The 24,204-nt window shown below is 38.1% G+C and carries 23 protein-coding genes and 1 tRNA gene; 1 reads left to right on the top strand and 23 read right to left on the bottom strand.

The features are described from left to right. Nucleotides 1-7: 7 nt before the first annotated feature. From hpt to QBK89_RS09135, 6 genes are all read right to left on the bottom strand, one after another. Nucleotides 8-556: a hypoxanthine phosphoribosyltransferase gene (gene hpt / locus QBK89_RS09160; protein WP_284140756.1), complete on the bottom strand. Its 549-nt coding sequence runs from the start codon at nucleotides 554-556 to the stop codon at nucleotides 8-10. Nucleotides 557-558: 2 nt separating this feature from the next. After that, nucleotides 559-1,971 carry a tRNA lysidine(34) synthetase TilS gene (gene tilS / locus QBK89_RS09155; protein WP_284140734.1) on the bottom strand — a complete coding sequence of 471 codons (1,413 nt, stop codon included), beginning with the start codon at nucleotides 1,969-1,971 and terminating at the stop codon, nucleotides 559-561. A 73-nt stretch (nucleotides 1,972-2,044) separates the two neighbouring features. Next, the gene (locus QBK89_RS09150) at nucleotides 2,045-2,971 is read right to left on the bottom strand and encodes a protein kinase domain-containing protein (protein ID WP_349774625.1); all 927 of its coding nucleotides are present in this window, start codon (nucleotides 2,969-2,971) and stop codon (nucleotides 2,045-2,047) included. Next, complete coding sequence (locus QBK89_RS09145; protein ID WP_284140754.1) at nucleotides 2,943-3,677, bottom strand: vWA domain-containing protein; 735 nt, start codon at nucleotides 3,675-3,677, stop codon at nucleotides 2,943-2,945. The genes QBK89_RS09150 and QBK89_RS09145 overlap by 29 nt, the downstream gene beginning before the upstream one ends. Nucleotides 3,678-3,805: 128 nt before the next feature. Further along, nucleotides 3,806-6,256 (bottom strand): stage II sporulation protein E, encoded by a 2,451-nt coding sequence (spoIIE, locus tag QBK89_RS09140; RefSeq protein WP_284140733.1) that lies wholly within the window; start codon nucleotides 6,254-6,256, stop codon nucleotides 3,806-3,808. 287 nt (nucleotides 6,257-6,543) lie between these two features. Then, nucleotides 6,544-6,996, bottom strand: coding sequence for a DinB family protein (locus tag QBK89_RS09135; RefSeq protein WP_284140732.1), 453 nt, complete (start codon nucleotides 6,994-6,996; stop codon nucleotides 6,544-6,546). Between the two features lie 147 nt (nucleotides 6,997-7,143). Here QBK89_RS09135 and QBK89_RS09130 point away from each other — a divergent pair. Beyond that, a tRNA-Met gene (locus tag QBK89_RS09130) sits at nucleotides 7,144-7,217 on the top strand. A gap of 164 nt (nucleotides 7,218-7,381) precedes the next feature. Here QBK89_RS09130 and QBK89_RS09125 read toward each other — a convergent pair. From QBK89_RS09125 to ispE, 17 genes are all read right to left on the bottom strand, one after another. Next, nucleotides 7,382-7,765 (bottom strand): S1 domain-containing RNA-binding protein, encoded by a 384-nt coding sequence (locus tag QBK89_RS09125; protein WP_284140731.1) that lies wholly within the window; start codon nucleotides 7,763-7,765, stop codon nucleotides 7,382-7,384. A gap of 129 nt (nucleotides 7,766-7,894) precedes the next feature. Beyond that, nucleotides 7,895-8,275 carry an FtsB family cell division protein gene (locus QBK89_RS09120; protein WP_284140730.1) on the bottom strand — a complete coding sequence of 127 codons (381 nt, stop codon included), beginning with the start codon at nucleotides 8,273-8,275 and terminating at the stop codon, nucleotides 7,895-7,897. Nucleotides 8,276-8,281: 6 nt separating this feature from the next. Beyond that, on the bottom strand, nucleotides 8,282-8,881 hold the full coding sequence (gene yabQ / locus QBK89_RS09115; RefSeq protein WP_284140729.1) for a spore cortex biosynthesis protein YabQ: 600 nt from the start codon (nucleotides 8,879-8,881) through the stop codon (nucleotides 8,282-8,284). Further along, complete coding sequence (gene yabP / locus QBK89_RS09110; RefSeq protein WP_284140753.1) at nucleotides 8,878-9,183, bottom strand: sporulation protein YabP; 306 nt, start codon at nucleotides 9,181-9,183, stop codon at nucleotides 8,878-8,880. The genes yabQ and yabP overlap by 4 nt, the downstream gene beginning before the upstream one ends. Before the next feature lie 118 nt (nucleotides 9,184-9,301). Next, nucleotides 9,302-9,559 carry an RNA-binding S4 domain-containing protein gene (locus tag QBK89_RS09105; protein WP_284140752.1) on the bottom strand — a complete coding sequence of 86 codons (258 nt, stop codon included), beginning with the start codon at nucleotides 9,557-9,559 and terminating at the stop codon, nucleotides 9,302-9,304. Beyond that, nucleotides 9,559-11,010, bottom strand: a complete 1,452-nt coding sequence (gene yabN / locus QBK89_RS09100; protein WP_284140728.1) for a bifunctional methyltransferase/pyrophosphohydrolase YabN — start codon at nucleotides 11,008-11,010, stop codon at nucleotides 9,559-9,561. The genes QBK89_RS09105 and yabN overlap by 1 nt, the downstream gene beginning before the upstream one ends. Further along, nucleotides 11,003-12,607 (bottom strand): putative polysaccharide biosynthesis protein, encoded by a 1,605-nt coding sequence (locus tag QBK89_RS09095; protein ID WP_284140727.1) that lies wholly within the window; start codon nucleotides 12,605-12,607, stop codon nucleotides 11,003-11,005. The genes yabN and QBK89_RS09095 overlap by 8 nt, the downstream gene beginning before the upstream one ends. Nucleotides 12,608-12,780: 173 nt before the next feature. Further along, nucleotides 12,781-13,317, bottom strand: a complete 537-nt coding sequence (gene spoVT / locus QBK89_RS09090; RefSeq protein ID WP_284140726.1) for a stage V sporulation protein T — start codon at nucleotides 13,315-13,317, stop codon at nucleotides 12,781-12,783. A 201-nt stretch (nucleotides 13,318-13,518) separates the two neighbouring features. Next, on the bottom strand, nucleotides 13,519-17,040 hold the full coding sequence (gene mfd, locus QBK89_RS09085; protein ID WP_284140725.1) for a transcription-repair coupling factor: 3,522 nt from the start codon (nucleotides 17,038-17,040) through the stop codon (nucleotides 13,519-13,521). 225 nt (nucleotides 17,041-17,265) lie between these two features. Next, entirely contained in the window at nucleotides 17,266-17,496 is a 231-nt protein-coding gene (gene fin / locus QBK89_RS09080) for an anti-sigma-F factor Fin (RefSeq protein ID WP_284140724.1), read from the bottom strand. Between the two features lie 100 nt (nucleotides 17,497-17,596). Then, nucleotides 17,597-18,157: an aminoacyl-tRNA hydrolase gene (gene pth / locus QBK89_RS09075; RefSeq protein ID WP_284140751.1), complete on the bottom strand. Its 561-nt coding sequence runs from the start codon at nucleotides 18,155-18,157 to the stop codon at nucleotides 17,597-17,599. Between the two features lie 122 nt (nucleotides 18,158-18,279). Continuing rightward, nucleotides 18,280-18,912 carry a 50S ribosomal protein L25/general stress protein Ctc gene (locus tag QBK89_RS09070; RefSeq protein ID WP_284140723.1) on the bottom strand — a complete coding sequence of 211 codons (633 nt, stop codon included), beginning with the start codon at nucleotides 18,910-18,912 and terminating at the stop codon, nucleotides 18,280-18,282. Nucleotides 18,913-19,064: 152 nt separating this feature from the next. Continuing rightward, complete coding sequence (locus QBK89_RS09065) at nucleotides 19,065-20,018, bottom strand: ribose-phosphate diphosphokinase (RefSeq protein WP_284140722.1); 954 nt, start codon at nucleotides 20,016-20,018, stop codon at nucleotides 19,065-19,067. A gap of 16 nt (nucleotides 20,019-20,034) precedes the next feature. Next, nucleotides 20,035-21,414 carry a bifunctional UDP-N-acetylglucosamine diphosphorylase/glucosamine-1-phosphate N-acetyltransferase GlmU gene (glmU, locus tag QBK89_RS09060; protein ID WP_284140721.1) on the bottom strand — a complete coding sequence of 460 codons (1,380 nt, stop codon included), beginning with the start codon at nucleotides 21,412-21,414 and terminating at the stop codon, nucleotides 20,035-20,037. Between the two features lie 371 nt (nucleotides 21,415-21,785). Continuing rightward, nucleotides 21,786-22,076 carry a septation regulator SpoVG gene (spoVG, locus tag QBK89_RS09055; protein ID WP_284140720.1) on the bottom strand — a complete coding sequence of 97 codons (291 nt, stop codon included), beginning with the start codon at nucleotides 22,074-22,076 and terminating at the stop codon, nucleotides 21,786-21,788. A 339-nt stretch (nucleotides 22,077-22,415) separates the two neighbouring features. Next, a complete protein-coding gene (gene purR / locus QBK89_RS09050) occupies nucleotides 22,416-23,234 on the bottom strand; it encodes a pur operon repressor (protein WP_284140719.1) in 819 nt (272 codons plus the stop codon). Nucleotides 23,235-23,298: 64 nt separating this feature from the next. Beyond that, a complete protein-coding gene (gene ispE / locus QBK89_RS09045; protein ID WP_284140718.1) occupies nucleotides 23,299-24,159 on the bottom strand; it encodes a 4-(cytidine 5'-diphospho)-2-C-methyl-D-erythritol kinase in 861 nt (286 codons plus the stop codon). Nucleotides 24,160-24,204 lie beyond the last annotated feature (45 nt).

Raw genomic sequence — 24,204 nt, 5'->3', positions numbered from 1 at the left:
TACTAGATTATTCTTCGCCACCGTATATTTTGGGCTTTAGTACACCGATGTATGGAAGATTGCGGTATTTTTCGTCATAATCAAGTCCATATCCAACAACAAACTCATTCGGAACCTCAAATCCAACTAAATCTGCTTTAATCTTTGCACTTCTTCCTGATGGCTTATCGAGTAGCGTTACAATCTTAATGGACTTTGCTTTACGATATTTAAATAAATCAACTAAATAACTAAGTGTTAGTCCACTATCAATAATATCTTCAATGATTAGTAAATCTCTGCCTTCAACCTTGGTATCTAGGTCTTTTACAATTTTCACTTCACCTGAAGATTGCATGTTTTTACCACCGTAACTGGAAACATCCATGAAATCCATTTCTAAATGCGTTTCTACATTACGAAGCAAGTCAGACATAAATGGCATTGCTCCTTTTAAAACGCCAATCGCTAAAGGGAACTTCCCATTATATTCTTCGGTAAGCTTTTCGCCAAGCTCCTTACACTTTGCTGCAATTTCTTCTTCTGTAATTAATACCTTCTCCATATCATTATGCACGTTCATTGTCCCTCCTGGTTGCTATCTTTTTCATAAAATAATGTAATAAATGAGGTATTCTCTCGCTTACTTAAAGGGGCTTGACCCTTTTTCAAACCAATAAGCCATAATATATTCCCATCATGATCGGTTACGATCGGCCACCTATCCCGCTTCGACATCGGAACCTTAGCATCGATAAAGATATCCTTAATTTTCTTCGTTCCTCTAAGTCCATCCCAGCTCATTCGATCACCAGACTGACGTGTTCTTATATGTAATGGCAAAGAAACACTTTCAACCAGACAATGATATGTATGCGCATCCTGTTTTTCTGGATGCTTCGTAAGCGTAGCCGTTAATGTAGAGTTATCCGGCAAGACAACCTTCCCTGGAACTTCCAACAAATGATGAAAAAATGGAGTTGCTTGAGGATGCTGTTGTTCAAAATAAAACATCACGGTGTGATAAGACCTTTCCACCTTTAAATGATGAGGAAAATCGATTTGCACATGACCATCCGTGCTTTTTAGCAAGGAGAAAAACTGTTCCTCATGTACATATGATAAATTCTTCGGTAACACTTGGTATAGATAGTTTAATATTAGATGATAGGCTCTCCTTTGTAAAGCAGTTGGACACGATTGAAATGCACTAATTTCTAGGTGCGCTGTTTTTGCATCTTTGTTGAGCTTTACCGTACGCTCAAATAGTTTTTTAGCCTCCTGTTGCAAGTACGATTCGTCCTCTGCTAATGTTTCACTCAATCGTTGTACAGTAGTATGTATATTACTATTTTTTTCTTTTAGTAATGGCAGCATGTTTTTTCTAAAAAAGTTTCGTGTATAATCCATATGTTCATTGGATGGATCGATACGATATGCCACGTTATGCAGCGCACAATATTGCTCGATTTCCTTTTTCGTTACTGCTAGTAATGGACGAATAATATATCCCCCTGCAAATTCACGTTTGAATGGGATGCCTTGCAAAAACCGGGCATCAGATATACGAGCAAACCGCATCAAGAGCGTCTCGATTTGATCATCTCCATGGTGGCCTAACGCCAAATAATCCGCATCATATTTCTCCATCATTTTTTCGAAAAAGAAGTAACGTAGCTTTCTTGCAGCCACCTGTGTTCCTAGCTGTTCTGCTTGTTTATAGGATGGAACATTTATCGAAGTAGATTCAAACGATATGTTCCATTTCTCACATATCGTTTCAACGAAGCGTACATCGGCTTTACTTTCATCTCCACGCAGCTGATGATCAACCGCGATTGCAATAAGGGTTAAATTCCACGCTTCACGCTTCGAATGAAGGAAATGTAATAACGCGATCGAATCCGGTCCCCCTGAAACACCAACAAGCACCTTAGACCCTTCTTTAAGTAGATCGTGGTCCCTAATAAAAGCAGTTACTTTCTGTTCCATTTAACGCCATCTCCAGCCATTAGTTATGTTCCTTAAGTGTAACATACTCCTGTTGGTATTGTCCGTATTTCCATTATAGTAATAGCGAAATAAAATAATACCCTCCAGCCACAAAAAGAATACCAACGGACTCCATCAAAAATGGCTTTTGATTTGTTATTTCCTGATGATTCTTCTCTGCTTGATAAAGGACCGTTTGGATTGCTTGCTTCATTTGAGCACTTGTTTCATATTTTCCGGTTATCGCCTTTTTTAAACAAATGCTGTAAGGGGTTAGCGTTTTTATGGCATCGATTTTTTTAAAGATGGTCGTCGTGGTCGTCGTTTGCGAAGGGTTTTCACGATGAAATTTATGTGGATAATAAATGCTCAAAATAACCATAACAAAAGCAAACAAATCATAGCTCGGTTCTGCCCGTCTTGAACCAAGCCCCCAATAGCCCCGATCATAAAACTCTGTGTATTCCTTAATTGCTCTACCAATTAGCGTTGTTCCACCAACATCAATCCATCTGATTCGAGTTGGAGAAGCGGTGATTAAAAGATTTTCGAGCTTTAAATCACCAAATACCCAACCAGACTTATGTAGCTTTTCAAGATCATCGAGCAATTGTAGCATAAATACACCGATCCACTCATTACCGTTCTGCTGAATAAAAGGGCGAACCGCTTCTCCTTTTATATATTCCATCACATAGAATGTATATTTCTGTCCAATCGGATTTATCCAATCATCAACATCTAGTAAAGAAGGTCCAAGACGATTTCCTTGGACCTTTCCTAATGATTTAAGTACATTTACTTCCGTAGTCATGGAAGCACTCTTATCACTAATCTTTAAAGCAGCATAAGATCCTTTTGTTTCGCACAAGTAGACCGTTCCAATTGCACCACTTCCGAGCTTTTTTTTAATCACATACGTATGATTATGCCATTTCCCTGTAATTTTCATCCCTGGTTTAATAAGAAAATCATGCTTCCTCGATATCTTGTTCATCATTTTTCCTAAGGCTCCTTCGTAAGCTCTTCTTGCTAAACTGATACATTGCTTCTCGAATAGCCGGTCCGGTCGGCGTTATTCCACCACTAGAAAGCTTCGGAAATACAGTAGATACCGAATCAAGCTTTGGTGACCAATCATACACCTTTTCTATATCCTTTCGTTTCCCTGGGAAGCTATAGATACAAAAGCGATTGCGTCCTATCCGTGAATTTAAGCTAATAGATAAGTCGATCAACGCTTCTTTTACCGTTGGCAATTTATCATTCATACTAGCGCTCGTATCAATTAAAACAAGCACTTCTAAATCACACGTTTCACCAAGGTCTTCCACAACTTCCATAATTTCTCCACGTTTTTCTGGGGCCAAATCATCCATCGTTTCATTTGATCCAAGAATTTGTTTGAGTTCAAGGTTCACAAACCCTTGCAACGTCTGTGTCATTGCTTGCTTTGTTACAGTTTGCACCGTTTGCGATAAAGTTGCTTTATACACGAGCTGGCTTACCCCGCCACCAGATAACGCAATATCTTCTACCTCTTGGAGTCCCTCTGGTTGCTCTGTTTGATCATCGTCTAAAATACCAATTACATTCACAACAATTCCTTGCTCATATGCAAGTGCTGCTGTGGCTGCTGGATCTTCACCTTTATTGGAACAGCCATCTGTTATAAGCAAAATTTGTTTTAGCGTCCCCTTTTTCACCATTTACACCTCCAACTTTTTCCATTATCATCATCACCAAATCCGTATAAGATTATACTAGTGACTCGATAATTCTCCATGCTAATGCATAGTTACCGCCGAGGTTGAAGGGAAAAAGGGCGATGCATTTATAAAGCTGCTCCTTTAAAAATAGGAACAGGGGACCATTCAGGCGTGTTTTTTTCCACTTTTGCTACAAGCACCGTCATATCATCTTCAATCGCTCCAGATCTTGTTCGAACGACCTCCTCTAATAATAAATCCGCGATTTCCTGTGGTTGATCGGTCTTTAGCTCACGTATTTTTCGTTTTAACCAAATATCCGTGTTTTCTACATGCTTTGGCCCATCAAAAATTCCATCACTCATCATGATTAGTACATCCCCAGATAACAGCTGTTCGCTTACAATATCAACATCAAATTCAGGAATAATTCCCATTGGTAAATTGTTTGCTTCTATTTTTATAATTTCATCGCCACGCTTTATGAAACTCGGTGTCGAGCCAATCTTTAAAAATCTTACATATGCATTGTGTAAATTTATGATTGCCAAATCAAGCGTTGCAAACATTTCATCTGTCGTTCGCAATGAGAGAATCGAATTAATCGTTTTAATGGCGACTTTCTCTGGAATACCTGTTTGCAGTATTTGCTTGAGCAATCGAAGTGTTTCACTACTTTCTTCTTTAGCTCTTCTCCCATTTCCCATTCCATCACTTATCGCCATCGCATACTTTCCTGCGCCCAGCTCAATCGTTGTATAGCTATCACCAGACACAACGCCTCCACCTTTTGCAGCGTTAGCAACACCTGCTTCTACGACAAACTCTTTAGCAGAACCGAATTGGAGAAAAGAATAACCGTTAGGAAATGGAGAGATTTCCTCTCGTTTTACCACAATCATCTCATTAAGAATTTCCGACAACATTGGTGCGATGAGCTTTGGTCCTTCCCCACAATAATCATAAAACGATACAGACATCTCAATATCTACATTGCCCTTCTCTAGCTTATATATTTCTAGCTTTTCAAGTTCAATCCCAAGATGCTTTAGTGCATGAATAATTTGCATCTCCTGTTTTTCATGATGCTCTCGTTCCTTTAAAATTTCGATGGCAAAGTCATCCATCACCTCAGAAACACCTTTTAACTGTTCGGCAACAAGCCGTTTACTCTCCAGCACTTGCTGCTTTAACTTTCGGTGGGCTTCGAAATACGATACTTCTTCCTCCATTGCCTCAATAACTTTTTTCGATTTCACACAATGGTTTTCAAATTCATGTACTAGCCTTCGATTAATTTGAGAATCTTCAACGAGATTTACTTTCATGCTTTCCATTAGATGATAGGTTTTATCAAACTGCTGTTGCCAACAGCGTTCTTTCATAAAACATGATTGGCACGTCTTTTCTGTTATTTGGCTTAAAAAATAATCTGTTTCTCTTTTTTCTTCCAAATCAACTTGTAACGGATGGTCTTCCGTAATAAAGCTTTTTGATAATGCCTCAAAGACATCGGAAAACTGCTCTACCCGCTTTGCAGTAACATCACGAACTTTCTGTAAGTATTGTTCTTGCTGATGGGAATATTCCTCCGTTCCAGGAATATATCTTGATATTTTTTTTATCCAGCTTGCTGGCGTTACGATAAATAGCATAACCGCAAAAAGAGATTCCATAAGAGACGGAAGAAGATTTGCCGCATCTCCATAAATGCCAACAAGAAACGTTCCAACGAGTAACCCCATTGCTACGCCCGGTTTCTTTCCTTCCTTCAGCAAACCGCCCAGCAAACCTGAAAAAGCTAGTAAACTCATTTGATATAAATTAGCAACATTCGCTAAAGATAAAATAAGCCCAGCCACAACACCTACGGTTGAACCGATGGCAGCTCCTCCAACAAAAGCGAGAAGCAACACAAAATAGCGAGAAAATATTTGTTCAATAGAAGCCCCGTACAATTGCCAACCAATCATACCAGTTAAGATCGAGGCTAGCAGAATAATCATGCATACAATCTCTTCGTTTTTTAAAGTAGGTTTATATCTTTTTGGTGATAAAAGGGGAACACTTTGCATAAAGATTAGTACAAGGATAGTACCGAGTACTCCTTCCACAAGGAGGAACATCCATTCATAAGACGATAAAGTTCCAGTAAACGAATACATAAACAAACGTGTCGTTACGGTAGAAATAAAAACAAACAAAGGCAATAATAACTGCTGTCGTCCAGCATGCTTAAACAAAGCTGCTAAAAGCAAAAACGAAAGCATGGATACACCTGTAAAGACAGCTTGTGGCACAGAATACGTGAATGCTCCGATAAGCATCGCAATCGTTGCCTTTGCCGCTTTTTCGCGATGTATAAACCATAATGTCGCCAAAAACGCGACCGTAAATGGAGAAACGGTAGATAATATAACAGCTCGTCCTAATAAGAAGCCCACAAAATAGTATAGCCAACCTTGTTCTAATAATATTTTCATCGCCTTTGTCAGGAACCTATACCTCATCCTTTCTAGGCTGGTCTTGTCTCGGTCTAAAGCTTTTGTTTCCAATCCTGATATAGAATCCATCATATAAAGCCCTCCTCTTTAAACCTCATTAAAGCACATAGGAAATGCTTTTTTTGTCAAAAGAAGAGAGCTTGTTCAAGAAATCGTTCGACTCGTTTCTAAAGAGACAAGCTTTTTTCTACATGCGATTTTCTGTAAGCTGCGCTTTGCATAATTGTTGTTACGTACCCATTTAAACGACACAGGTATGTTTTGCGTGTGAAATGATGCAGTTAAACTAAATTAGGCATCTGGAATAATTTGACGAAAATATCATTTAACCACGAAAAAACAAATCGTATGTCAGCCATTTATATGAAACGTTTAAGAGTTTTTATTGTAGCAGCATGTAATCCCTCATGGTAGATCGTTCTGATTAGCACCTGCTCTATTGTATATATACCCATTTCTGTCGGCTCAAAGGGCTCATTTAACCGATGACTATATCGAGCAAGTATGTCATTCGGCTGTTCAACTAACAATTGCTTTAACTCGGACATGGTTGGTGTACTGTTTGTAAAATCTGCAGGACTTGTTCCAAAACCGAACCACTTATTAAAATGATCCAGCCCTTCCTTTTTTTCCCTCGTTACTGCTTGAATCCATAAATATTGATCCAAATAAATGTGCCCTAAATTCCAGCGAATATTATTATGGAACCCGTTCGGAATAATGTTTGCTTCTACTTCAGTCACATCATGCGTGATTTCTAGCGTTTCTTTTCGATACGTTTTTACTTGGTTAAATAAGATATCTTTGTCCACCGACTGTTCCCTCCATTAAAATCCAATTTTATTCTCTATTTATCATTCCATACGTAATGCATATTTCCTGCTTTCACTCGCATTTTAACGAAATTCTATTGACACAATAGACAGGCTGTTGTATTATATCTTTTGTTGACTTTATTTGGCGGCGTAGCTCAGCTGGCGAGAGCGTACGGTTCATACCCGTGAGGTCGTGGGTTCGATCCCCTCCGCCGCTATCATAAAACCAAAAGGCTCTTCATATGTATGTTACATATGAAGAGCCTTTTTTCTATCAAAGATTAACTTACAAAAAGAAAGCAAAAAGCAGTTACCGTCCATTACAGTAACTGCTTTCATTTCGTTTATATGATAGAGCACTCATCTCGATAGACAGCAACTGCTATCCTCTTTTAGCACCACGACCTCCGCGTCTGGATTCCGTGTGCTTCTTCAAAGAGGCTAAACGGTCTTCAGAATCTTTAAGGAATCGACTCATCTTCGATTCAAACGATTCTGTGCGTTCTCTCGTATTTCTTTGGCGAACTGGTTTTTCCTTAGCTTTTTTAATGGATAAGCCAATTTTGCCATCCTTCTCAACATTAATGACCTTTACTTCAACTTCATCTCCAACAGTGAGATGCTCATTAATGTCTTTTACGTAATTTTCGGCAACCTCACTAATGTGCACGAGCCCTGTTACTCCTTTTTCCAATTCAACAAAAGCCCCAAAATTAGTAATACCGGTTACCTTTCCCTGCAGCTTGCTGCCTACTTCAATTGACATTAAAAAATGCTCCTCCTTAATATTTTGAAATAGCTATATTAATGGCTGTTCAAAAATGCCAGCATTGGTTACTTGACGTATTTTGAACATCCTTTACTACCATAGTATATCCAACAGGGTGAAAATGTGTCAATAAGACGGATCTTTGTCCGGATTATTAAAGATTATTTCACCTTTTTTAGAGAAAAAATAATTCGTGCGAGCAATTTCTAAAATGTATTCATCATCATTTAGTAGCTCAATTTCTTCCTTTAAATTGCTTTCTTCCTTTTTCAAGGTAGCAAGCTCTTGTTCAAGCTGCTCATATTGCTTTATTTTTTCTTCCTTTAAAGCGCGTTGCTTAAAATGATATGTAGTCATGCTCCCAATCGCTAACATTACAATAACGGAAAATAAAACAAGGCGGCGAACTAAGCGTTGCTTTTTTCGCTTTTGTCTTTCTACATGTGCATTGTATTGATTCATATAGCTAGAATCGATTTGTGCGACTGTTTTTTTTCTACTAGACACGAACTACTACCTCCTCTTTGCAACGAAAAAACGCTTTATTTTACTATATATATTCTTTATTTTACTATAAAATCCTTTATTTTTGTGGAAAATATTTATAATTCTATCTGGTAACACTCGGTAAAACTGTTTCAATACCCATATTACAGGAAAAACGAGGAGCTTTGCAATGAAAAGCAAAGTAGCTGCAAGTAGATTTAAAAAGAAAACAAGCACACGAATGATCAATTGAATAATAAATTTAATTGGATTAACAATAATCGTCTTGATCAAGGATGAGAAAAAATGATAGATGCTTGTGGTGATATGAATTATCTTTTCTAGTAATGCTTTGTATATCTTTGCCGCGATTGCCTGATAGGTTGCAAAACCAAGTAAGCACGCGACAAAGATATACACGCGTAATTCACCGGCATTTACTAGAAACAATACATAGAACAGCGTAAACATCTGGGTTGTCCAAAAGCACACCTCTAAAAAGTACAAAAGAAACGTATTGCTTTTCCAGTGTACACGAAAGCGTAAAAACGTATCGCGAATTAGTCCAAGGTAAAATCCACTTATAATCATGGATATCATCGCAGTGAACTGCACACTTAACGTCATCGGAATAGCTTGCTAAATATTCCTTTAGCTTTCTCCTGGTGCTGATCGTCCATATAGGAGATTTCATAGATTTTCCCTTTGATTGAGACAATTCCTTCACCTACATCTAAATTTTTTAGTTGTAGATTGTGTCCACGAACGATTAAATAGCCCATAACCGTCTCTAAAAGAAACTCCTCATTATCAAAACTATCAACCTCTCGGACTCCGGTTATCTCTAGTAGCTTCCTATTGTTAATTTTTAACTGATGATCTTTTTCTGTATGTCGTGTTGTCGATTCATTATGGTTATAAAAATTCATATTATTCATATTTTCCGTCCTCCCTTATCATTATTACTGTATGAAAGGGAGGACAAGTATAGAACTATGCAAACCTACTTTTTTAATGCAATAATATACGAATGAAAAACAATTATGGCTAGTCCTTTCTTTCTTCCTTTAATATTTTATATAATGTTTCCGCTTCTTCTTTTCGTACGGTTTCTCTTAAAGCTGTTATTTCTATCGTTACAAGCTTTTGTCCAAATTGAATGACGAGCTCGTCTCCAACGGAAACAACCGAGGATGCCTTTGCTTGATTTCCATTAATCGTTATCCGACCTTGATCAGCAACCTCCTTTGCTAACGTACGACGTTTAATTAATCTAGATACTTTTAAAAATTTATCTAAACGCATCATAATCCCTCTCTTTCTTTTGCTTGTTCCCAGTAAGCATCCATTTCTTCAAGCGTAGCTTCTTCTGGCTTCTTCCCTAATGCTTCCAACTGTTGTTCGATATAACCAAACCGTGAAATAAATTTTTGATTCGCTCTATTCAAAGCCACTTCCGGATTAATGCCATAATATCTTGTTAAGTTAGCAAGAACAAACAGCACATCACCAAATTCCTTTTCCACTTCAACCAGGTCTTCTTCTTTTATCGCTTGCTTCACTTCAAATAGCTCTTCCTGAAGCTTGTCCCATATTTCACCAGCTTGCTCCCAAGTGAATCCGACCTTTGCAGCCTTTTGTTGTAGCTTAAATGCCTTAGCCAAGGCAGGTAAATGAGAGGGTATTCCCGAAAGCACCGTTTTACGTGTGTCACCTTTTTCTTCTTTTTTTAACTGCTCCCAGTTTTTGTACACTTCGTTAACAGATCCGACAGAAAGGTCGCCAAATACATGTGGATGTCGGTAAATCATTTTATTCGTAATCGAAGCAATAACATCGTCAATCGTAAAATAGCCATCATCAGTACCAATCTGACTATGAAGCATTACTTGTAAAAGCATATCACCAAGCTCTTCCACGATGCCTTCATCATCCATTTCATCAATGGCATCGATTAATTCATACACCTCTTCAATCGCATAGGTTCGTAATGATTCGTGTGTTTGCTCTTTATCCCACGGACAACCGTTTGGACCTCGTAATTCAGCGATTACTTCTTTTAGCCGATCAAACGTATGATGAAGCATTTCCTTTTCAGCTGGCGGAACATATACACTAACTAAGTTACTCTGTTTAAAAGCATGGTCTAATTTTTCCAATGGAACAACGGTTATTTGTTCTTGCCTACTTCCAGCTGCCTCGACAATCGTTACCTCATAATGAGGTGGCAAATCTTCAAGTAGCGTTAGTTTCAATTCAGAAGCAATCCATTGATCGTACACCTGACAAAACACTAAATGCTGACGATAATTAAGCTCACTTCGTTGAAATGTAGCAGCATCTACAAATTGAAAGCCTTCAATCGGATCAATGCGAAGCGAGGAAAATAAGGCATCTAAATAGCTTTGACCCCCTAAAATTTCAATGTCAACTTCCTGTTGCTGTAAAAGAAGCTGTATCGACCGTTCGGCTAACATCGGATGTCCTGGAACAGCATAAATCACATTTTCCTCCGATGCCTTTTCTAAAAGTACGGCAGCAATCCTTTCATAAACTTGCTCGAATGCTGTTTCGGATGCATATATCTCATCAAATGATTTAAATGAAACACCTTCCTCCTGTAAAGCTTGTACAACAGGATGTTCCGTCGTCCGAACATAAACCATTTGCTCTGCTTTTGTTAATTTACGATATAATCCGATCGATAATTGATCTAAATCACCGGCTCCAAGACCGATCACTTCAATTTTATTCATGCTTCTTATTTCCCTCCTTAGTTAATTGAATAAAGAAAGATGCAAATGGCAGCATAGCCAGTTCTTTCTGTGTAAATACATTTCCGCGAATAAGAAGTAGCATATAAATGCCCCCTCCTGTAAGAGAAATAAAGGTAACGATTAAAAGCAGTGTTGTTCTTGCAACTTCATCCGGGTTTGGCAAAAGCCAATTCCAGCTAGCAACATACAGCATCATGCTTAGCGTTGCTCTAATAAAGGCTGGCCATTTAATTTTTCGTAGCAATGAAAGTGTCGGAATATATCGTTTTAACGAATATAGTACTAATATGCAAAATAGCAACAAGCTTAAAATAGTAGCGATTGAACCTCCAAGCAAGCCCCAAAAAGGCACAAGCAAAAGGTTCAAACCCCATTTCAACAAAAAAGCAAGCCCAATAAAAACTGCCGTTCGTTTAATCATTCCTAACCCTTGTAAAACAGATGCAACGGTAATAGACAATGCACTTAAAACGATGGCAAGCATTAATAGTTGTAACACGGTAGTCCCACTACTATCCTGATAAAGCAAAATATTAGCTGCTGGGAAAATCATAATTAATCCTACCGTAGCTCCAATCGCTAAATAAAAACCAATGACAAGTCCGCTTTCAATTTGCATGCAAAGGGAGCGAAATTGCTGCTTTAAATTACGTTTCGAAACAGCTGGCATAAATGCAAGCGCAAAAGAAGATCCTAATACGGTTCCAAGCTGGATTAGTGGTTGCCCCCTATCGAAGATTCCTTTTGCTACCATCGCTTCCTCTTTCGTTAATCCGTAATTTAGTAAAGCTGGAACTAATGAAATCGTATCCGCAAATTGTATTATCAATAAAACCATATGTGTAATAGATGCAACGACACCAAGTATTATCAGCTTTCGCAAAAAACGAAACCACGGCACAGAAGTTTTGCTAGCCTTATGCAATAGCGGAGGCCGATACTTACGCATAAAAAAAATTAATACGATGCAAGCAGCAATTGATCCGCTTATCGAGGCGATGCCAGCTACTTTTCCGATACTGTAAATGTCAATTTCTTGTTTACTAATGATAACAGCACCGGCAATGATAATTAGAACCCGAACAAATTGTTCCATGACTTGCGAGTAAGCAGTCGGCTTCATCTGGTGGTTTGCTTGAAACACACCACGCAAAAAAGCAGTAAAAGGGATAAAAAGAAAAATAAAAGCAACCGTCTGATAAACTGATACTAGTCGGTCATCGCCAATAAATTGAGCCAGTGGATGTGCATTTAGCTGGAGACCGAGGAACAACGCAACATTCACGACAGCAACTATAACAAATATAGGAAAATAGAAATTTCGAAAAGATATTGGATACTGCTCTGCCTCAAAGTCTGTCTTCAGCTTAGAAATCGCTGCTGGAAATCCATACAATGCAAGTACCAAAGCAATACCAAGAATCGGGTATACTTGCTGATAAACATAAAATCCAAAATCCCCCGTTAAATTTTGTAAAGGGACGCGGTATCCTGCACTTAGAATTTTACTAGCTATTCCGGCTAAGGTTAAAAGCAATGCCCCTTTAAGTAGTCTATTTGTTTCGTTCGGCTCCATAATATTCGCCTTTCCACTTTTCTTAAAATATGCTCATATTATAGCACACCCTTAAAAATGGGAAAGCAGCAATCCTTCCTAGCCTTCTCGTTTGCATTCTCTGTAAAAAAATAAAAAGACAAAAACCGTCTGCAATTTTTTGCATCGGTTTTTGTCCTATCTCATTGCTCTGACTATTCCATTTGCTTGGCAAGAAAGCTTGCAGCCGTTTCTACTACTTTTTTCTCTGCGTCCTGTAATTTCTCACCTTCACGTGAAAACATCATGACACAACCTATTGGATCTCCATTCGCAATAATTGGACTTATTGTGTAAGAATGAAGCTCTTCCGTTTGTCCTTGAATAATTTCAATACTTTCTGGTTCATTTTCCGCTACATTCGATCGGTTTTCGATAATTTTTTCGATATGAGATCCAATAGGCTTGTTTAAATAATCCTTCTTAGATTCTCCTGCTACTGCTATAACTTCGTCTCGATCACATATTAAGGTTGGAAAGTGAAGTGAATCAAATAATGCTTCTGCATATTCCTTTGCAAAATTACCTAGCTCATTAATCGGTGAATATTTTTTTAGGATTACTTCACCTTCACGATCGATAAAAATTTCTAATGGATCACCTTCACGAATGCGCAATGTCCTTCTTATTTCCTTTGGAATGACTACCCTTCCTAAATCATCAATACGTCGTACTATTCCTGTTGCTTTCATTTCATGAAGCCTCTCTTTCTTATGCTGAAATTTTCTTGGTGTTCTATGTTGTGCACATTACAACCGTTCTTTACTATTTATTACATCCGCTATACCTACACAACTTCCGGCTTATCTATTCTTATCCGACAAAAATACCTGTTGTGTTTTTTTAGTATTAGGTAGAAATGGAAGAAGTATTCACTAAAAGGAAAATAGTCCTTATTCCCTGTCTACTTTCGCTAATTTTTCCATAAAGTTCTGGACGGTATCATACCGCTGGAATGCGTTATTACGGGAGGTCTGGTAAACAATTTTTAATTTACTATGCTCTGTTCCCAATTGAATACTTCGTCCATATTCATTTGCAATTTCAAATAGCTTTGCTCCATCTACCCGCTGACTTCTATCTTCGGAAAGGAGCAATTCAATTTTTCCATTCTTTTCCGTAATGGATTCAACATGCTCTCTTTTAGCAATTACTTTTAGCCTTGTAACGGTTAAAAGATTCTCTACTTCCTCTGGATAGTCACCGAATCGATCAATTAATTCTTCTTGCAGTTCTTCCAGATCTTCTAGCGTTGAAGACCCTTGAAACGCTTTATACATATCAATCTTCTGCTTTCCATCCTGAATATACGTATCCGGAAGATATGCATCGATATTTAACAGAAGTTCTGGTTCAACAACCTCTACTTCTTCTATATCTTTCCCTAATTTTCGGGCATCGATTGCATCCTTTAACATCTGTGAATACATATCGAAACCAACTGAATCAATAAACCCATGCTGCTGAGAACCGAGTAAATTTCCTGCTCCCCGAATAGATAAGTCACGCATCGCAATTTTAAATCCTGAGCCTAGCTCTGTAAATTCCTTTATCGCTTGCAGTCTTTTTTCGGCAATTTCTGTTAACACTTTGTCCTTTTGATACGTAAAGTACGCATACGCCACCCTGTTTGAACGCCCTACTCTTCCTCTTAGCTGGTATAACTGACTTAAACCCATGCGATCAGCATCATAAACGATTAATGTATTGACATTAGGGATGTCTACTCCGGTTTCAATAATCGTCGTACTTACAAGAACATCAAATTCTCCTTCTAGAAAACTAAACATAACACTTTCCAATTCGGTTTCATTCATCTTACCATGGGCAACAGCTATCTTTGCATCATCAACAAGCATGCCTATATCACGTGCAATTTTATCAATATTCTCTACCCGATTATAGAGGAAAAACACTTGCCCGCCTCTTGCCATCTCGCGTTCGATCGCTTCTCGAATTAAAATCGGATTGTATTCCAATACATAGGTTTGAATAGGAAAACGATTTTCTGGTGGTGTTTCAATAACAGATAAATCACGGACTCCTAGCATGGACATATGCAACGTTCTAGGGATCGGCGTTGCAGTTAGTGTAAGTACATCGATATTTGTCTTTAGTTGCTTAATCTTCTCTTTATGCTTTACACCAAAGCGTTGTTCTTCATCTACAATTAAAAGTCCTAAATCACGGTATTGAACATCCTTCGATAATATGCGATGCGTGCCAATAACAACATCTACGGTTCCTCTTCTGAGTCCATCTATTGTATCCTTTTGTTGTTTTCTTGTACGAAATCTACTCAATAAGCCGATATTAATGGCATGGTCTTGAAATCGTTCACGGAATGTTTCATAATGCTGCTGAGCTAGAATGGTGGTCGGAACTAAAACCGCTACCTGTTTGCCGTCAGCAACAGCCTTGAATGCAGCTCTTATCGCTACCTCTGTTTTTCCATAGCCAACATCTCCGCATAGTAACCGATCCATTGGACGGGCTCTTTCCATATCCTGTTTAATTTCCTCAATACATCGAAGCTGATCCTCAGTCTCTTGGTAAGGAAAAGCCGCATCAAATTCGCGTTGCATTTCCGTATCTTTATTAAAAGCATAGCCTTTTTGTGCTTCTCTTTCTGCATACAGTTTAATTAATTCATCCGCAATATCCTCAACCGATGATTGAACCTTCCGCTTAACCTTTGTCCATTCACTACCACCTAGCTTATATAGCTTCGGCTCTTTTCCTTCTGAACCAACGAACTTTTGCACAAGTTCAATTTGTTCGATCGGGACAAATAGCTTATCATCACCAGAATATTTAATTAATAAATAGTCCTTATGCTTTCCAGCAACTTCTAAAGTCTCAATTCCAGAATACTTTCCAATTCCGTGATTTGCATGGACAACATAGTCGCCAACCTTTAATTCCTGATAGCTTTTTATTCTCTCCGCATTGGATATCTTTTGCCTTTTCCTTGATCGCTTATTTCGCTTTTTGAACAATTCATTTTCCGTAATAATCACGAGCTTATGCATTGGCATTTCAATACCATTACTAATATTCCCCACTATGATAGTAGGCTTCTCTAAGGGAAACGCCAATTCTGTTGCAAGGACTGCTTCCATATCATAATCTAAGAAAATAGATTGAATCTTTTCTGCGCGTTGCTCATTTGGTGCAATCACAACGACAGAATAATTCGCTTTCTCCCAGCGATTTAATTCATTTTTTAACAAATGCATTTGTCCATGGAATTCCTGCATTGCTCTTGATGACAAATTAATAATATTTTGTGGCTGTGTATTAGGAATGTGCCGTAAAAATACGGACATATAAATACGCGGATGATCTATTTTAGACCATGTAGTTATCCAATCAAAGGAAAAACTACTGTCCTTTACCATTTTGCCTGACTCCAACAAGCTGCTATACCATTCTGCTTCTTCTGTATCAAGCGTAGTCGCGGTTTCTTGAATTCTGCTCATTTCATCTAGCAATACAATGCCATTTGCAGGCAAATAATCTAACAAACTAGCAGGACGCTCATATAGAAAACCAATATATTTATTCAACTCTTGAAAATGCTCTAGGCTTTTTAATCGTTCGATATCATAGGAAATTGTCTCAGCTAAAGTTTCCTTCACTTCACTTGCTTCCATCGTTTTTAACGTTTTTGCTAACGCTTGCTCTAAGCGCTGTGCACCCGATAGAAGGTCTTGCTCTGATAAAAGCAGCTCTGTTGCCGGTCCAATTAGAACCTCTCGCTTTTTATCTAGTGAACGCTGCGTATCTGCATCAAAATAACGAATCGAGTCTACCTCATCATCAAACAACTCAATTCGTAATGGGTGCTCCTCTGTTACAGGATAAATGTCAATGATTCCCCCACGCCTACTAAATTCTCCCGGCGTATTTACCATGGACGCATGAACATAACCCATGTCTACGAAAGAAGTTAGACATGCTTCTAAATCAATTTCTTCTCCATCCTTAATGTGAATCTGATATTTCTCCCAATAGGCTTTCGGCGGAAGCATACGCTTTAAGGCTGCAACAGGAGCGATTAATATACCGCTTTTTCTCATACTCCATTCTTTTAGCGCTTCAATCCGTTGGCTTCTTAATTCAGGACTAGCTACTGAAATTTCGGAAGCAATTAGTTCATTGACAGGGTACAAATACACGTTATCTTCTCCAACGAGAGAAGTAAGGTCCTCATATAATTGTTGCGCCTGTGTTAATTGATATGTTACAAGCAGAATAGGTCGATGATTCGATTTGTGCAAGATGGATACGAGCAAGCTTCGAGCTGGACCAGCCAATCCTGCCACCAATTGCTCCTGCAAACCATTTGTAACACCTTGTAGAATGGATTGAATATCTTCTTTTGATTGTAAATATTGATTAATACCTTTCATAGAAAAATCCCCCAATAAGAAATAAACGGCTGCCAATCGTCCATTGTTAACGAATACGAAAATATACAGACCGCTAGCTAGCATAGTACCCATCTGCGACGAATATGGTTTTTAATGAAACGTGTTTCGAGTCATTTATTCCGATACTTTGATACATGCTACGCTTGTTAAATAAAGCGCAAAAATGCTTTGGTTACCATTCACCAAAGCTGTTTGTATCTCATTTTATTGTATAAAATAATCCAATTCATGATATTGTGGATGCTGTCCTAACGTTTCTTGACAGCTTTCACAAATAGTTTGAATCGAAATATCTCCATTCGAATGATAATGTATCATTTCTTTTTTTTCCTCTATCGTCAAGTAATCCCAACCTAGTAAAGATGTATCTACATACTGTTCAGCTAACTTCCCGACTGTGTCTTGGCAATGTCTGCACGTATAAATAATAGCCATAATGCTGCCTCCTCGCATAAACCTCTCTATAGTCAAGTTTATCCGAAAAGAAACATTTTATACGAACTGTCATCTAGCTTATTCTATATGTATGCAGACTTTATTTGTTAAATTCATTCATCACTTCAAGAAATGGACGCTCCATCCATGATTCACAAGCATCTGCAGCAAGCTGAATACTCGCTTCTACTTCATCCTGTTCTGCTTTAGTGAATTTACCCAGTACATAATCGACAACAGGAATCGGTGTTGTTGGTCGGCCAATACCAATTCGAATACGATTAAATTCTTTCGTACCTAGGTGATCGATGGTCGATCGGATACCATTATGTCCGCCATGTCCACCCTTTTGCCGTAATCGTATTTTCCCAGGTGGCAAATCAAGATCATCATAAATAACGACCACATCCTGTGGGGCTATTCCGAAATAATCTGATAACGGACGAATGGAAGCACCAGATAGGTTCATATATGTTTCAGGTTTAAGTAAGATAACCTTTTCATCTAGCAATTGCTCCATCGCAAATTTCCCACTAAATTTCTCTTTGTTTAAGCTCCATTGATGCCGTTTAAGAAGTTCATCTACTACCATAAAACCAATATTATGTCTTGTCGCTTCATATTTTCTACCTGGATTTCCTAATCCCACAATACACTTCATGCGCATGTCTTCCCTTTTATCAAAATTATGGCTAATCATAATACAACAAGCCCTCCTATTAAGAACGTTCCATTCTTCTCTTTCTTAAAGGAGGGAAATGTTGTTATATTAAGTGTAACCGTTTATTCGTTTTTATTTTCCTGTTTTGTGCCAACGAGCTCTGGTTCCGCATTTTCCTCTTCAGTACCTGCAACATCAGCTTCTGTTGTAGGCGCCGTAATCGTGACAATCGTTGTATCTTCATCCTCTAAAAATTCATATTTATCCGAGGCTGTTAGATCTGCAATCGTAATTACATCACCTATTTTCAATGATGATACATCAACTTTTATTTCTTCTGGAATATCGGCAGGTTTTGCACGTACGAGCAACTCAAATAACGGTTGCTGCAATACGCCTCCTTCTTTTGCTCCAATTGCTTCCCCATCAATACGGATCGGAACTTCAACATCCATCGCTTCCTTCATGTCAACAATATAAAAATCAACATGAATGAGTAAATCTTTAAGCGGATCTGCTTGATAATCATGAAGCATTACATCAAATGATTTATCATTATCAATCTGCAACGAGAAGATAGCATTTCTTCCTTCATTTCGTACAAGCTTAACTAATTCAATCTCGTCTACAGCAACAGAACTTGTTTCCTTTCCTTTTCCGTATAATACGCCAGGTACTTTTCCTTCTGCACGTAGCTTTCTTGTTGCAGAACCTGTATGGTCGTCTCTTCTTACTGCTTTCAATGTTAGTGCCATGTAAATCATCCTCCATTATTTTGAACTTGGAATTCCAAGTCGTATTATTAATTTCGTAATTCATACATGAAACGTGCTACAGCAAAATGGTTCAATACAGTAATTTCCCTATGTTAGCAACTTTAAAACATGAAAAAAGGCTTTCTTCAATCTTAATCAAACAAAATGCTGACCGACTGTAACTCATGCACACGAATAATTGCTTCTCCAATTAATGGCGCAACAGATAAAGGTGTAATTTTATCGATCATTTTTTCTTCAGGTAATGGAATCGTATTTGTAATTACCAATTCCTTTATCTTTGAATTATCAATACGTTCAATGGCTGGTCCAGATAATACAGGATGGGTGCAACAAGCATATACCTCTTTGGCACCGTTTTCGATTAATGCATTGGCAGCAAGGGTAATCGTACCTGCTGTATCAATGATATCATCGATTAGGATTGCTGTCTTCCCTTCGATATTACCAACGATATTCATTACTTCTGCCACATTTGGACGCGGTCTTCTTTTGTCAATGATTCCAATTGGAGCCTTTAGGCGGTCCGCCATTTTTCTTGCTCGGGTAACTCCCCCATGGTCTGGTGATACAACAACAATATCTTCAAGATTTTTTGCCTCAAAGTAATCAGATAAAATTGGCACTCCTTGCAAGTGATCAATCGGAACATCAAAGAACCCTTGAATTTGCGGTGCATGCAAATCAAGTGTTATCACTCGTGTAGCCCCTGCAGTTTCCAATAAATTCGCAACGAGCTTCGCCGTAATTGGTTCTCTAGAACGCGCTTTACGATCCTGTCTTGCATAGCCATAATACGGCATGACAATATTAATAGATCTAGCTGAAGCACGTTTTAGCGCATCAATCATAATCAAGAGCTCCATCAGATGCTCATTTACTGGAGAGCTTGTTGATTGAACAACATAGACATCACAGCCACGAATGCTTTCTTCAATATTAATTTGAATTTCTCCATCACTGAATCGAGAAACGGTACACTTGCCAATAGGTGTACCAATGTGATTTGCAATGTCTTCTGCCAATTTATAATTTGAGTTTAGTGTAAATACTTTCAAAGATTTATCTTTGTAAGTAGATGCCATGAGAATATACCCTCCGTTAGTCTTTTTTTCGTTTGTTTAATTTGGATGCGTAGCCTTCTTTATTTGTTTGCTTTTCCCGAGCAATTGATAAAGCATCGTCTGGAACATCCCTCGTAATTGTAGATCCTGCCGCAACGTACGATCCTTTTCCTATCGTAACTGGTGCAATTAAATTCGAATTACATCCAATAAATGCATCATCTTCAATTGTCGTCAAAAATTTATTTTTCCCATCATAGTTTACTGTTATTGTACCACAACCAACATTTACATTCCTTCCTACTTGCGCATCGCCAATGTAGCTAAGATGAGAAACCTTGCTATTATCACCAAGCTCGGCTTTTTTAATCTCGACAAAGTTTCCAATTTTTGCTTCATTACCAATCATTGCTTCTGGACGAATGTGTGCAAAAGGTCCAATTTTTACTCTTTCGCCGATCTTACTATCCGTAGCAACACTTTGTTTTAAAACCGTACCTTCTCCAATATCGCAGTTGGTAATTTCACTGTGTGGCCCTATTTCAACATGGCTTTTAATAACAGTAGAACCTTTAATAATACTTCCTGGATAAATAACCACATCTTGTTCAATGATGACTTCTGGAGCGATATACGTATGATCTGGATCCATGATCGTAACCCCGTTACGCATATGGTTTTCGTTAATTCGGCGTTTCATCGTTAATTCCGCTTTGGAAAGACTAACACGATCATTTACACCAATTGTCTCGTCAAAGTTTGGTGAGAGGTAAGCACTTACTTTTTCAGATTTATTTTTCAGAATCTCAATGACATCAGGTAAATAATATTCCCCTTGTGAATTATCATTGGACACTTCTTGTAAAGCTTGAAAAAGAGCTTGATTATCAAAACAATATGTACCTGTATTGATTTCATCCACTTGCTTTTCTTTCTCATTCGCATCCTTATGCTCAACAATTCGTTTCACTTCGTTGTTCTCATCACGAATGACTCTTCCATAGCCTGTCGGATCAGGTGCTTTCGATGTCAATATCGTTGCCTTTGCGCCCTCTCTTTCATGGTGTTCAAAAAGTTTGTTGAACGTTTCACTTGTTATTAATGGGGTATCACCGCATACAACAAGTGTGGTACCATGCTTACCCTTGAGCAATTGTTCCGCCTGTATAACTGCATGACCAGTACCTAGCTGCTCCTCTTGCAATACAAACGCACTATCATCACCAACAATTTCTTTCACTTTTTCAGCGCCAAAGCCAACAACTGTTACAATCTCGTTTATATTTACTTTTTTTATTTGATCAATGACATGCTGTACCATTGGTCGACCGAGAACGGGATGTAGTACTTTATAAAGCTTGGATTTCATTCGAGTACCTTGCCCAGCTGCAAGTATGACTGCATAACGTTTCGCCATAGGGAAACCTCCATTCCTAAGGGTGTCCATACTTCTTTTTATCCATTTAGACTATATCTTAAAAAGCCGCTCATTTCAACATAAACAGGCTATGGGCTGATGGTTTCTTGCTTGTAAATGTTTGGAAAAAAGATTACGTAGACGTTATTTTTAGGTATTAAGATAGGAGGATTTATTTTGAGAGGAAACAATTCCTAGTGCAAATATCATATATTTTCTACTAGCTCGTATTAAATACAGCATGGTGCTATTATGAGTCAATCAGCTCACTTTTACATCTTAAAATAGGGGATAAGTGAATACTCTTTATACAGAAATAAAAAAAGAAGGCTAATCCGTAAGATTAGTCCTCTTGTTGTATAATCGTTTATTTATGAAGCCCCAGCTTCTTCGTACTCAACTTCCTCTTCACCCGCACGGTGATATTCTTCTAATACAGCGTCTTGAATTTTTCCACGCGTACTAGAATTAATCGGATGTGCAATATCTCGGAACTCTCCATCTGGAGTCCGCTTTGATGGCATAGCTACAAATAAACCATTGTTCCCGTCGATCACACGGATATCATGCACAACGAATTCCTGATCCAGTGTAATGGATGCAATAGCGCGCATTCTTCCTTCCGTACTGACACGACGTAGTCTAACGTCAGTTACTTCCATGCTGATTCACCACCTTTTCAAAAAGAACTTACATACAATTATTCAACAAAATTACAATAATTCCTGCTTAATTTTAAAAAAAGTTTTATTTTTACAAAAAGATAAGCATAAATCCCTGTAATAGAACCTTTTTCATAGATCAAAATAATGAGAAATCATTCGATTTTTTATTATTAAATCTTAATTTATCCATTCGAATAATTTTTTCAGGGTATTTTAGACTATTTGGTAGGTATACTTGATTAACTATTTGGATAGGTCACATTTTCATAACAAAACCGAGCCGTTTTACGTTAAATAAAAAAATCTCTCCATAATGGAAAGATTTTTAATCATTTATTAATTTAATATTGAATAGTTGCCTGGAAGCACTTGGATTTCCTGACGCTTTGCATCCACATTAGATATTCGAACAAGGGAAATATAATCTTCTACTACACGGTCCTCTTCCTCATCATCGGCTTCTGCTAGTACCCCAATTCCATGCACACGAGCATTAAATTCTTTGAGCAGACTTATCATGCCATTAATCGTGCCACCAGCCTTCATAAAATCATCAATAATACAAACTTTAGCTCCTTCTTTTAAACCACGTTTAGGAAGTACCATTGTTTGAATTTTTCTCGATGAACCGGACACGTAATTAATACTGACAGAGGATCCTTCCGTAACTTTCGGATCCCTTCTGACAATGACAACTGGAACGTTCAAAAATGATGCAACCGCATAGGCAAGTGGAATACCCTTTGTTGCTACTGTCATTACTACATCAATATTGCGATGAATGAATTTAGAAGCAAAAACTCTACCGATTTCACGCACTGTCTTCGGCTCACCAAGTAGATCACTCATATATAGATAGCCACCAGGGAGAATGCGACTAGGGTCCTCTAATTGTTCACAAAGCGTTTTAATAAATTGCTTTCCGTTTTTTTCTGATCCCTCCGGTACATAGCGAACACCGCCACCAGCACCTGCTGCTCGATGTAAATAACCGAGTCCTTCGTCTTGAAAAACCGTATCAATAATATCTAAATCCTCGCTAATCGAAGCTTTCCCTACATTATACTGCTTAGCATGGTAGGTTAAGCTTCGATGATCCTCAGGATTTTCTATAAAATAATTTGTTAACGACACTAATCGATTGCTTCTTTTCATTTTTCCACCTCGAAAACCGAATAATCGCACTAAATATACCACTAATATATGTCTTTGGGCAAGGTTAACCTAATATGCGAACTAAATAAACTTCTGAACAAAAGCCCCGCATGCCATTATATATTCTTTGAGCCTTACTTTCCTGGGCTACGAGACCATAAATAGTAGGACCACTTCCACTCATTAGCACACCATCTGCACCAGCATGCTCCATTTTTTCCTTCACCCGTTTTACTTGTGGGTGTAATTCCATTGTATATGGTTCAAGCACATTACCTAGACTGTTACATAACCTGGAGAAATCATTCATTTGTAATGCCTCGATAACCTTCTCTGTAACAGGGTGCATAAGATTATCCATTTTTATTTGTTGAAAAATTGTTTTCGTTGATACGCCTATATCTGGTTTAGCCAATACAACCCAACATGATGGTGGAGAAGGAAGCTGTGAAATTTTCTCTCCTCGCCCCGTTGCTATTCCTGTATTTCCATACACACAAAACGGAATATCTGTACCGATTGTCGCCCCTAGTGCGGCAAGTTCCGATAGCGGTAAATTTAAGTCAAAAAGCCTGTTCATTCCTCTAAGTACAGCAGCGGCATCCGTACTGCCACCACCAAGTCCAGCACTTACAGGGATGTTTTTTTCGATTTTAATGTGAATTCCTTCTGAAATGCGATACGTTTGTTTAAACAGCTCAGCAGCTTTATAAGCTAAATTACGTTCGTCATTTGGTACATATCTACTCCAAAGCGATACATCAATGCGATTCTCTTCTAATATTGTTAGCTCTATTCGGTCCGATAAATCAATTGTTGTCATCACCATTTCTACATTATGATAACCATCCTCGCGTTTTCCTAATACATCCAAAGATAAGTTGATTTTAGCCGGTGCCTTTTCTAAGAGAGCCATATCCGTCACCTACTTATTCCAAGTACACAAATTGTAACACATATGACCTGTCCA

This window comes from Virgibacillus sp. LDC-1 (genome assembly GCF_030137545.1).
Lineage (GTDB): Bacteria > Bacillota > Bacilli > Bacillales > Amphibacillaceae > LDC-1.
The sequence above is the reverse complement of the archived record's forward strand: the minus strand, read 5'-3'. Positions and strand labels throughout refer to the sequence as shown.

What these genes read in the sequence shown, in the direction of transcription:
- tilS (WP_284140734.1), bottom strand. Translation starts at nt 1,971, where the DNA reads ATGGAACAGAAAGTAACTGCTTTTATTAGGGACCACGATCTACTTAAA.
- purR (WP_284140719.1), bottom strand. Translation starts at nt 23,234, where the DNA reads ATGAAAAGAAGCAATCGATTAGTGTCGTTAACAAATTATTTTATAGAA.
- spoVG (WP_284140720.1), bottom strand. Translation starts at nt 22,076, where the DNA reads ATGGAAGTAACTGACGTTAGACTACGTCGTGTCAGTACGGAAGGAAGA.
- QBK89_RS09095 (WP_284140727.1), bottom strand. Translation starts at nt 12,607, where the DNA reads ATGGAGCCGAACGAAACAAATAGACTACTTAAAGGGGCATTGCTTTTA.
- QBK89_RS09125 (WP_284140731.1), bottom strand. Translation starts at nt 7,765, where the DNA reads ATGTCAATTGAAGTAGGCAGCAAGCTGCAGGGAAAGGTAACCGGTATT.
- QBK89_RS09070 (WP_284140723.1), bottom strand. Translation starts at nt 18,912, where the DNA reads ATGGCACTAACATTGAAAGCAGTAAGAAGAGACGACCATACAGGTTCT.
- QBK89_RS09105 (WP_284140752.1), bottom strand. Translation starts at nt 9,559, where the DNA reads ATGCGTTTAGATAAATTTTTAAAAGTATCTAGATTAATTAAACGTCGT.
- spoIIE (WP_284140733.1), bottom strand. Translation starts at nt 6,256, where the DNA reads ATGATGGATTCTATATCAGGATTGGAAACAAAAGCTTTAGACCGAGAC.
- yabQ (WP_284140729.1), bottom strand. Translation starts at nt 8,881, where the DNA reads ATGACGTTAAGTGTGCAGTTCACTGCGATGATATCCATGATTATAAGT.
- QBK89_RS09150 (WP_349774625.1), bottom strand. Translation starts at nt 2,971, where the DNA reads ATGATGAACAAGATATCGAGGAAGCATGATTTTCTTATTAAACCAGGG.
- yabN (WP_284140728.1), bottom strand. Translation starts at nt 11,010, where the DNA reads ATGAATAAAATTGAAGTGATCGGTCTTGGAGCCGGTGATTTAGATCAA.
- spoVT (WP_284140726.1), bottom strand. Translation starts at nt 13,317, where the DNA reads ATGAAAGCAACAGGAATAGTACGACGTATTGATGATTTAGGAAGGGTA.
- QBK89_RS09065 (WP_284140722.1), bottom strand. Translation starts at nt 20,018, where the DNA reads ATGGCATCTACTTACAAAGATAAATCTTTGAAAGTATTTACACTAAAC.
- fin (WP_284140724.1), bottom strand. Translation starts at nt 17,496, where the DNA reads ATGGCTATTATTTATACGTGCAGACATTGCCAAGACACAGTCGGGAAG.
- pth (WP_284140751.1), bottom strand. Translation starts at nt 18,157, where the DNA reads ATGAAGTGTATTGTGGGATTAGGAAATCCAGGTAGAAAATATGAAGCG.
- mfd (WP_284140725.1), bottom strand. Translation starts at nt 17,040, where the DNA reads ATGAAAGGTATTAATCAATATTTACAATCAAAAGAAGATATTCAATCC.
- glmU (WP_284140721.1), bottom strand. Translation starts at nt 21,414, where the DNA reads ATGGCGAAACGTTATGCAGTCATACTTGCAGCTGGGCAAGGTACTCGA.
- yabP (WP_284140753.1), bottom strand. Translation starts at nt 9,183, where the DNA reads ATGAATTTTTATAACCATAATGAATCGACAACACGACATACAGAAAAA.